This window comes from Paenibacillus sp. FSL R7-269 (assembly GCF_000517865.1).
Lineage (GTDB): Bacteria > Bacillota > Bacilli > Paenibacillales > Paenibacillaceae > Paenibacillus_AQ.
This window is the reverse complement of the sequence record NZ_ASPS01000031.1, coordinates 142,499-150,986: the sequence shown is the minus strand read 5'-3', so window position 1 is coordinate 150,986 and position 8,488 is coordinate 142,499. Positions and strand designations below refer to the sequence as shown.

At 53.7% G+C, this 8,488-nt stretch carries 7 protein-coding genes and 1 riboswitch; of the genes, 6 read left to right on the top strand and 1 reads right to left on the bottom strand.

Annotation, left to right across the window (positions count from 1 at the left end; translation table 11 throughout):
• The first annotated feature begins 805 nt into the window (after window positions 1–805).
• The 5 genes from C162_RS16645 to C162_RS16625 all read left to right on the top strand — a co-directional run bounded on the left by C162_RS16645 (window position 806) and on the right by C162_RS16625 (window position 4,654).
• Window positions 806–2,122: a hypothetical protein gene (locus C162_RS16645; RefSeq protein WP_036695624.1), complete on the top strand. Its 1,317-nt coding sequence runs from the start codon at window positions 806–808 to the stop codon at window positions 2,120–2,122.
• A 1-nt stretch (window position 2,123) separates the two neighbouring features.
• Window positions 2,124–2,723: a signal peptidase I SipW gene (gene sipW / locus C162_RS16640; protein WP_036695623.1), complete on the top strand. Its 600-nt coding sequence runs from the start codon at window positions 2,124–2,126 to the stop codon at window positions 2,721–2,723.
• Between the two features lie 104 nt (window positions 2,724–2,827).
• Window positions 2,828–3,424, top strand: coding sequence for a TasA family protein (locus tag C162_RS16635; protein WP_036695622.1), 597 nt, complete (start codon window positions 2,828–2,830; stop codon window positions 3,422–3,424).
• A gap of 39 nt (window positions 3,425–3,463) precedes the next feature.
• Window positions 3,464–4,054 (top strand): TasA family protein, encoded by a 591-nt coding sequence (locus C162_RS16630; protein ID WP_036695621.1) that lies wholly within the window; start codon window positions 3,464–3,466, stop codon window positions 4,052–4,054.
• A 267-nt stretch (window positions 4,055–4,321) separates the two neighbouring features.
• Window positions 4,322–4,654, top strand: a complete 333-nt coding sequence (locus tag C162_RS16625; protein WP_036695620.1) for a helix-turn-helix domain-containing protein — start codon at window positions 4,322–4,324, stop codon at window positions 4,652–4,654.
• A 146-nt stretch (window positions 4,655–4,800) separates the two neighbouring features.
• Here the strand turns inward: C162_RS16625 and C162_RS35440 are convergent, their stop codons facing one another.
• The gene (locus C162_RS35440) at window positions 4,801–4,944 is read right to left on the bottom strand and encodes an anti-repressor SinI family protein (RefSeq protein ID WP_143803895.1); all 144 of its coding nucleotides are present in this window, start codon (window positions 4,942–4,944) and stop codon (window positions 4,801–4,803) included.
• A 34-nt stretch (window positions 4,945–4,978) separates the two neighbouring features.
• Window positions 4,979–5,082: riboswitch (cyclic di-GMP riboswitch) on the bottom strand.
• Between the two features lie 496 nt (window positions 5,083–5,578).
• Here C162_RS35440 and C162_RS16620 point away from each other — a divergent pair.
• Window positions 5,579–8,446, top strand: coding sequence for a 2-oxoglutarate dehydrogenase E1 component (locus C162_RS16620; RefSeq protein ID WP_036695619.1), 2,868 nt, complete (start codon window positions 5,579–5,581; stop codon window positions 8,444–8,446).
• Window positions 8,447–8,488 lie beyond the last annotated feature (42 nt).

The following is an 8,488-nucleotide window of genomic DNA, read 5'->3' as shown; positions in this document are numbered from 1 at the left end:
TATGTAGTGTTGACGACTACAGCCTCATTTAGAATGGTTGCGACGGATGCCACCCACTTATTTTCATTCCTGGGGGTGACAAGGCCTCCGTCTTGTCATGCCTGTTGTCATGCCTGTTTTTCGCTTACATTTGGCCCACACGTCTCCGCCTGACCGATTGTATTCGGTTTTCGCTTACATTGGGCCCTATTCTTCACCCCGCCCACTTTTGCCCATCCAGGTGCACTTGTGCTCTTCATTTCCGCTCCCCGCCCACTTTCGCCCCATCCAGGTGCACTTATGCTCCTCATTTACGCTCCCCGCCGACTTTCGCCCCATCCAGGTGCACTTATGCTCCTCATTTACGCTCCCCGCCGACTTTTGCCCCATTCAGGTGCACTTGTGCTCCTCATTCCCGTTCCCCGCCCACTTTTGCCCATCCAGGTGCACTTGTGCTCTTCATTTCCGCTCCCAGCCGACTTTCGCCCCATCCAGGTGCACTTATGCTCTTCATTTCCGCTCGCCGCCAACTTCCTGCACTTAACACCTATTTACTTCATCACCCCCTCGCTTTTCTACTCGCCTCACTCCGTTCCTCACACTCACTCCAGCCATTCGTTCTTTATAAAGAACATTTGTGAAAAACAGCGATACCCGCAGCTATAGCGAGATATCCCATCCAATTCGTACTTTATTGCGAACATTTCGCTGAAATTAACATTTTTCTTTTCCAAGCGGTGCAGTGTATGATTTGCTTACGATATCGTTCTTTATAAAGAACGAATATAACGAATAACTCATTAGCAAGTTGAGAGGGGGCTTAGCTATGTACCCCAGATCTGCCAAGCGGCGCAAACGAAAAACCAGGAAGCTCGGCCTGCGGATTCTGCAATCGGGTATGGCCGTATCTGTGCTACTGATGTACACCTCGGGCCAGATCGGCAGCACCTATGGAGAGTTCAACACCTCCCAGGAGCAGATCAGCTCCATCGGGCTGTGCTCAGTATTCCCGGGTCAGATTGAACAGCTGTTGTCCGAATTCAGCGGTCACATAAGCACCCTCATGGAGCTGAAAGCTTCCCTTGGCAGCCATAGCATCAGTGGAGTGTATGACGCCTCAATCGCTACCGGAGAGCTATCGCTCGCAGAGCTTGATCAGGCTGCGGACGAACTCTCGTCGCAGCTCACTCAAGCTGGCAGCGAGATCGATCTGCTGGAGAAGCAACTGAGCTTCAACGGGACGGTCTGGCAACAAATCCTGCAGGAAATTGGCTATGCAGCGGCCATTCTGCACAAGCTCGGAGGGTATATGGTGAATCTCGACCCTAACTGTCTGGAAATCCGTGATGCACAGTTCTTCGACCAGATTCAAGAGAGTCTTCATCAAAGCGGGATTCTGTCGGAATCGCTGGCGGAGACGTTAAGCGGAATTGTGCAATACCTTGGCTCGATTCATGATATCGGCGGATCATTGCCCACTGGCAATCCTGACCGCGTCTTACTCCGGCAGGATGACTACAGCTTCCCTGCTGAAGAGCCTATCCTCTCGTTCGTAACCAGCGCCTATCAGGCAGATTCGCAGGTATCCCCCGCGCTGCTGGCCGCGTATGAGCAGTTGAATACCGAATTAACGGCGTCCAAGGATACACTGTCCTCCACAATCCACACCTTGCAGGAACGGCTGGCAGAAATCGCTGACGCCAAGACGGCCCTTGAGGACAAGGCGAAGGCACAGCAAGAGGAAGAGGAACGACTGGCGCTTGAAAAGGCCAATAAAGCCAGAGCGGAGGAAGCCGAGCGGCTCGCCATAGAGAAGCAGAAAGCTGCTGACGAAGCGCTGAAGCTGGAGCATGAACAAGCCCAGAACCAGCCGCCTGCCACCAGTCCTCCTGACAAAAGCCAGCCGGTAGAGGAGCCCGCTCCCGAAGCTCCTGTACAGAACACCCCAGTCCCAACAGCTTCAGCAGCTGAGGTTATTGCTCCAGCAGCCACTCCGGCGCCTGAGATTCTTTTACCGGAAGCGGCTCCAGATCATGAACCCGGCAGCGAAATTCCAATTCCGGGCACTGTGATGGACGGCGGGCAACCTGCTCCTGCAGCTACACCGGCTCCACAACCCGATACCAGCAAAGGCGGCGAATAAGATGCGCATCCGTAAAATAGCGGGCACGATAATCTCCACACTAATTCTGATGGTGTTCCTGGTGCTGATCACAGCCGTTGTGATCTCCAAAGCCTCCGGCGGCGAGCCCTCTTTCTTCGGCTACCAGATCAAGACGGTATTATCCGGCTCCATGGAGCCCGGCATACAGACCGGTTCCATTGTGGCCATTAAGCCGGGCGGAGACATGAGCCGTTTCCAGAAGGGTGATGTGATCACTTTTTTGAATCCCGATAATATTCTGATCACCCACCGCGTGGTCGATGCTGAGCTGAACAGTGCTCTGGGGGAAGCCAGCTACACCACCAAGGGCGACAATAATGATTCAGCCGACACCGCCGCCGTCAGTTCCACGAATGTGGTAGGTGAGTACACCGGCGTGACCGTCCCCTATGTGGGCTATGCCATGAGCTTCGCAGTCTCCAAAGCCGGAAGCGTAGTGCTGATGATTATTCCCGGACTGCTTCTGCTCCTCTACGCGCTGTATTCTTCCTGGAAGGCCGTTGCGGCACTTGAAAAGAAGAACGTCTCGTCTTCCGCAAACAACGGCGGCGGGCCGGATACTGTGACTGACCTCGTATAATGATCAATTGTCCTCTCCCGTTTACGAAACGCGGAGCCACAATACAGCTTGCCGGAAGCCCCGGCTATGCACAAACCAGACTCATAAGAGAGAGGGATGAACAAATGAACGTCAAAAAAACATTAGGTCTCGGCGTTGTATCGGCAGCATTAGGCTTGACCCTGGTCGGCGGAGGCACCTTCGCTTACTTCAGCAGCACCTCTACTACCTCATCTTCTTTTAACAACGGAACTTTATCACTGAAGTCTGATCCCTCTGTCATTGTTAATCTCAGCAACCTCAAGCCGGGAGACAGCATCTTAAGAGATTTCAAGCTTATAAATGACGGGACGCTTAACATTCCGAAAGTAGTGCTGCGCACCTCATCGGTCATTACAGACGCTCTGGGAGACAACGGCTCCCATAATTTCAAGGATGATATTATTGTGACCTTCCTCGCGAACAAGGATAAGCAAGAAGCGCCGCTTCTGGTCATCTCGCTGGCCGATTTGGAGAAGCAGAGTCCCGATCTGGTGGCCCGGGGAATTCTCGGAGCGATCCTGGGCGGAGAGAAGTCCGGCATTAAAGCCGGAACCTCCGATAATCTGCTCATTCAATTCGCCTTCAAGGAGACTCTCCAGCCGCAGAACTATTATCAGGGCGATACGCTTGCGCTGACGCTGAATTTTGAAGCCAACCAGGAAAAAGGCAGTCTCAAATAATTTACCAACAAAACAAACCATTCGAGGAGGAAATTAATCATGGGTATCAAAAAAACATTGGGTCTTGGCGTAGCATCAGCAGCACTGGGTTTGTCTTTAATCGGCGGGGGCACGTTCGCTTACTTCAGCTCCACAGCCACCAGCACGGCAACCTTCGCCGCAGGTACGCTGAAGCTTGGCTCTTCCTTCAATACTCCGGTAGCGTTGACGAATCTGAAGCCGGGAGACTATACCGTCCGCACCTTCACCTTGTCCAATGACGGCACACTGGATATCAAATTCCTCAAGCTTGCCACCACTTACACCGTGACCGATGCCAAGGGCGATAACGCAGGCCAGGATCTCGGAGACCACTTCAAGGTCAAGCTCCTCGATAATTCATACACCGGCGGTTCATTAAGCGGTCATGTGCTGTCCGAGATCTCCCTGAAGGATCTGAAAAACACCCCCAGCTACGATCTCGTAGCAGCAGGTATACTGCCGGGAGGGATTGCCGCAGCCGGGTCCAAGACCTTCAAGATCGCCTTCGAGTTCGTGGACAATACGCTCGATCAGAATATTTTCCAGGGTGACGGCTTAGCATTGAACTGGACCTTCGATGCACTTCAAGGAGTGGGAGAAGCCAAGTAGGCCAAAGCTGCATTTATCGATCAAGAACGGCATATCCTCCCCCATCCGGGCCGGGTATGCCGTTTCCTTTTCCCCGCTTCCGGGTTCAAGGATTTTTGTCCGATTTGCAGATTTTTGTTATACTGACAAGTGGAAACGGCTTTGTCTTCTTTTTAAAGAGCGGCACCGTTTCTGCGAGAAAGATAGGGCTACGGTATAGCGCGAAGCATATCACTTCTTATCTTTTACCAAAAAAGTACGGAGGGCGTTGTAATCGTGTCAGATACTATGGGAAGCCGCATCCACAAACTCCGGCTGGAGAAGGGCTATTCGCTATCCGAGCTTGCGGATAAGGCTGATGTGGCGAAATCATACCTCAGTAATGTGGAACGGAATATTCAATCCAACCCCTCCATTCAATTCATCGAAAAAATCGCAGACGCGCTTCAGGTATCCATTCATGTACTGCTGTATGGCGGACTGGCAGAGACGGAAGAACAGGCACTGGACGGGGAATGGTTCCGGCTGGTTCAGGAGGCTATGGCCTCCGGTATAAGCAAACGCGAATTCAAGGAATTCCTCGATTACCAGAAATGGCGCATGGAACAAAAGGACAACTAGACGTAGCATCGTATGCCTCAAGGAAGACTCCGCACGGCAGGGAGGCCGCCTTCGGCGAGGGCATTCTTTCAAGCGGCATACAGAAAAGGCACAGCGTACCGGACGCTGTGCCTTTTCTGTATGTATCCTAACAATGATGACCGCCCTTACATCGCCTGGAGTGCCTTTTCACTTAGAAACCGGCGGATATCCTCCGCCGCGATCCCCGCCTGCTTGGCAGACATCAGCAAGTGCACCCATTCTAAATCCAGATCTACTGCCTGCAGCTCGTCATTCCCCTGGTTGGACATATCCAAGAAATCTCCTCCTAGAATTTTCGCGTCCCCAGGCAGTCCGGCCATCATAGTAGTATTGCTACTTTGTAGTATCTCTACGTTAGATCCGAGACTTTGTGCCCCTGTCTTTCGGCAGGTTTACCTTTTACTGGACCCTTTCCATCATGAAAGGATCTGGCAAGAATCGATGAAACCGTTCTCCGCAATAACATTATACAAGATCATACGCGATTAGTGTGTCGTTTTCTGGAATTTTTTTATGATAAAATGTGAGGAAACTTAGCTGAAATTGCCAGCGGCTTGTATAAATATTTCCAGTTCCAAGTTCAAACCCTAAGTAATAGTTTAATTATGCTAAAGGGAACTCTAACTACTCCGCTTTACCGCACCACGCAACATCGTATAGAGACAATTACCCATCTGTATAGATAACGGACAGTGATATGGATTTATTTCTATTTATGATAGTTCCGTATGAATACTGTAATGAATCATGCCGAATTGCGAACGGATTGACCGAAAGTATGAATTGATTACCCCGCCGGAAAGTAGCACAATAGGATGAGAATGAAACCGCAAACATTTGCAGCTCCGCCAAGTGGCACACTGGATGCCTCGCGTGGAGTTTATCCGTTAGGAGGACCTATTCATGGCAGTCAAAGAGCCCTATAACGACACAGTATGGAGCAAATACTACGGCCCCAATCTGGGCTACATCCAAGAAAGATATGAGCAATTTGTCAAGGACCCCTCTTCTGTTGAACAACATTACCGCGATCTCTTCACCGTATCCGGCCCCCCTCCACTGGCACCCGATGCCGAGAGGGCTCCAAGGCCTGCCGTATCAGCAGATGCCGAGTGGCTCAAGAAGGCTGTCAAGGCCTCGAAGCTGATCGCCAATATTCGAATATATGGCCATATGGCCGCAGACATTGACCCGCTGGAGCGCAGCAAGAACCCGATGGCCAAATGGCTGGAGCTGGAGACCTACGAGCTTACCCGCGAGGATCTTAATGCTCTGCCCGCTTCGCTGATCTGGGATAATGCCCCTGCAGATGTGCATACCGCGATGGATGCCGTCCACAGAATGCGTCAGGCCTATACCCAGACCATTGCCTATGAATTCGGGCATGTGCATGATGAACGCGAGCTGCGCTGGCTCAACAGCCAGGCGGAATCGATGACCTCCCCTGCCCCGCTGAATAATACAGAGCGCAAAGAGCTGCTGAAGCGGCTGGTTCAGGTGGAGCATTTCGAGACCTTCCTGCACAAGACCTTCGTCGGCCAAAAGCGGTTCAGCCTGGAGGGCAATGATGCCCTCGTGCCGATGCTGGATGAGATTGTGCGGGCCGCCGCGCATGACGGCGCAGAGCATATCCTGATGGGCATGGCCCACCGCGGAAGACTTAATGTGCTGGCTCATATTCTGGGCAAGCCTTATGATATTATTTTCTCGGAATTCCATCATTCGCCGAACAAGGAACTGTTCCCTTCGGAAGGCTCCATGGGCGTGACCTACGGCTGGAGCGGTGATGTGAAGTATCATCTCGGGGCTGACCGTGCCGTCCGCGAAGGCGAGACCGTGCGCACCCGGATCACACTGGCCAATAACCCGAGCCATCTTGAATTCGTTAACCCTGTCGTCGAGGGCTTCACACGCGCCGCACAGGAAGAGCGCAACGATCCGGGACTGCCTAAGCTGAACACAAGCAAGGCCATGGCTGTGCTGATGCACGGCGATGCCGCCTTCCCTGGAGAGGGCATTGTCGCTGAGACGCTTAATATCGGCAAATTGCAGGGTTATCAGAATGGCGGCACCGTGCATATTATCGTCAATAACCGGATCGGATTCACCACAGAGAGCGAGGATTCCCGCTCCACCCATTATGCCAGCGACTTGGCCAAAGGGTATGAGATTCCGGTCGTGCATGTCAATGCCGATGACCCGGAAGCCTGCATTGCCGCAGTACGTCTGGCCAGTGCTTACCGCCATATGTTCAAGAAGGACTTCCTGATTGATCTGATCGGCTACCGCCGCCACGGGCATAATGAAATGGATGATCCTGAGACCACCCAGCCGATTGTGTACGGCAAAGTGCGTAACCACCCTACTGTGTACCGCGCTTATGCAGAACGCCTGGAGCGCGAGAAGGTAATTACAGCAGATGATCTGAAGAACATGATTGCCGAGGCAGAGAGCGTCCTCCAGCAGGCCTTTGACCAGATGAAGGAAGGCAAGCACAAGAATGCGGAGTCCAAAACCGCCGTCGCGCTGGATAACGACAGTCCCCAGCAGCGTCCGACTGCCTTCCCTCTTGCCGGTCTGCAGGAGATTAACCGTGAGCTGCTGCGCGTACCGGCCGGCTTCAAGGTCTATCCGAAGCTGGAACGGATTCTGCAGCGCCGCAAGGATGCGCTGAATGACGGAGAGCGGGTAGACTGGGCGCTGGCAGAGACACTTGCCTTCGCTACCATCCTGAAGGATGGCACGCCGATCCGCCTCAGCGGACAGGATGCACAGCGCGGCACGTTCGCCCACCGTCATCTGGTGCTGCATGACAGCGAGAACGGGGAACTCTATGCTCCGCTGCATCAGCTGAGTGATGCCGGCGCTTCATTCGGCGTCTACAACAGTCCGCTGTCCGAGGCCTCTGTCCTTGGCTTCGAATATGGTTATAATGTGTTCGCACCGGAGACCTTCGTCATCTGGGAGGCTCAATACGGCGACTTCGCCAATGCCGCTCAGGTCATTATTGACCAGTTCATTTCCGCCGGCCGCGCCAAGTGGACGCAGCGCAGCAATCTGACGATCCTGCTGCCTCACGGCTATGAAGGCCAAGGACCAGAGCATTCCAGCGGCCGAATGGAACGGTTCCTCCAGCTCTCCGCTGAGGAGAACTGGACTGTAGCCAACCTGACCACTGCTGCTCAGTATTTCCATCTGCTCCGCCGTCAGGCCGCACTCTGCGGACAACCGGATGCCCGGCCGCTGGTGATCATGGCGCCGAAGAGCCTGATCCGTAACACGCGCAGCACCTCAGCCGGAGCTGACCTCGCTTCGGGCACCTTCCAGCCGGTTCTTCCCGAGCCGCTGCTCGGCAGTAAACCGGAAGCCGTGAAGCGCCTCGTGGTATGCAGCGGCAAGGTGGCCATCGACCTGCAGACGGAGCTGGAGGCAACACGCGGACAGGACTTCTCCTGGCTGCACATTTTGCGCATGGAACAGCTCTATCCGTTCCCGGAACGCGAGCTTGGCGCTCACCTTAGCGGCTTCAGCTCTCTGGAGGAGATCGTCTGGGTACAGGAAGAACCGAAGAATATGGGCGGCTGGACGTATGCCGAATCCCGGCTGCGCGCCATCGCACCGCAGAAGGTCACTGTCCAGTACATCGGCCGTCCGGACCGTTCCAGCCCGGCCAGTGGCTATGCAGATGTCCATAGCTTCGAGCAGCGGCGCATTGTCCGGGAAGCCCTGAAATTGAATGCTACAGTGCAAGCACCTGTACCGTCTTCCTGAGTACAGCAAGGCGGTCATCCGATATTACGCACACCACTATAT

Coding starts and splice junctions, on each gene's coding strand:
- C162_RS16645 (WP_036695624.1), top strand. CDS start 806: ATGTACCCCAGATCTGCCAAGCGGCGCAAACGAAAAACCAGGAAGCTC.
- sipW (WP_036695623.1), top strand. CDS start 2,124: ATGCGCATCCGTAAAATAGCGGGCACGATAATCTCCACACTAATTCTG.
- C162_RS16635 (WP_036695622.1), top strand. CDS start 2,828: ATGAACGTCAAAAAAACATTAGGTCTCGGCGTTGTATCGGCAGCATTA.
- C162_RS16630 (WP_036695621.1), top strand. CDS start 3,464: ATGGGTATCAAAAAAACATTGGGTCTTGGCGTAGCATCAGCAGCACTG.
- C162_RS16625 (WP_036695620.1), top strand. CDS start 4,322: ATGGGAAGCCGCATCCACAAACTCCGGCTGGAGAAGGGCTATTCGCTA.
- C162_RS35440 (WP_143803895.1), bottom strand. CDS start 4,944: ATGTCCAACCAGGGGAATGACGAGCTGCAGGCAGTAGATCTGGATTTA.
- C162_RS16620 (WP_036695619.1), top strand. CDS start 5,579: ATGGCAGTCAAAGAGCCCTATAACGACACAGTATGGAGCAAATACTAC.